1 protein-coding gene and 2 pseudogenes are annotated in these 761 nt (G+C 66.2%); 2 read left to right on the plus strand and 1 reads right to left on the minus strand.

Features of this window, described 5'->3' with window-relative positions:
• Positions 1-268: pseudogene (locus PGX04_RS25805) on the plus strand (competence/damage-inducible protein A); the annotation flags it as partial.
• Positions 269-281: 13 nt separating this feature from the next.
• Here PGX04_RS25805 and PGX04_RS25810 read toward each other — a convergent pair.
• The gene (locus PGX04_RS25810; RefSeq protein WP_273741113.1) at positions 282-410 is read right to left on the minus strand and encodes a hypothetical protein; all 129 of its coding nucleotides are present in this window, start codon (positions 408-410) and stop codon (positions 282-284) included.
• Between the two features lie 214 nt (positions 411-624).
• Between PGX04_RS25810 and PGX04_RS25815 the strand changes: the two are divergent.
• Positions 625-761: pseudogene (locus PGX04_RS25815) on the plus strand (N-acetylglucosamine-1-phosphate uridyltransferase); the annotation flags it as partial.

A 761-nucleotide genomic window follows, 5' to 3' on the forward strand; every position in this document is an offset into this window, starting at 1 on the left:
CGTGCTTCCCGGCGTCCCCTCGGAGATGAAGGCGATGTTCGAGACGATCGCCGACGAGTTCGCGGGGACGCCGACCTACCGGGAGACGGTCGTCGCCGACGAACCCGAAAGCGCGCTCCTCGATCGGATCGCCGCCCTCCGCGAGCGCTACGACGTCTCCGTCGGCAGCTATCCGGGCGATTCAGTCCGGGTCGAACTCACCGGGACCGACGAAGCGACCGTGGCGGAGGCGGCCGCGTGGCTCCGCGAGCAGGTCGAATCTCCGTAACCAGATCGGATCGTCAGCGGTAAAAGTAAGCCATCCAGGCGATCGTTACGAGCAGACCCAGGGCGAGCACGCTCCAGCCGACGATGTCCATGGGCAGTTCCGTTTCCGTCGCGAGAACGGCGGCGTCGTTCAGTGCGGTCATGATCGGCGATCCGTCCCCGTCCCTCTTAATTGTTCAGAAAGCGAGCGGATCGCTCGTCGGCCGTCAGTCTCGAGACGTGGATGAGCTGCGGCTGAGTTACGGCTTAGTCGTGGGTGAGTTGCGGCTGAGTCGCAGACTAGTTGTCTCTTACTCGCGGCGCGAGACCGACGACGGCTGCGATACCGCTTTCCTACTGGCGTTCGCATAGCCAGCCATGGAGGCAATCGGCGTCGTCGTCAACCCGATCGCGGGGATGGGCGGTCGGGTCGGATTGAAGGGGACCGACGGGAACGTCGAGGAGGCGCGTCGGCGCGGTGCCGAGCCGCGAGCGCCGGACCGGGCGCGCGAGGC

This window comes from Natrinema soli (assembly GCF_028618695.1).

What these genes read in the sequence shown, in the direction of transcription:
- PGX04_RS25810 (WP_273741113.1), bottom strand. Translation starts at nt 410, where the DNA reads ATGACCGCACTGAACGACGCCGCCGTTCTCGCGACGGAAACGGAACTG.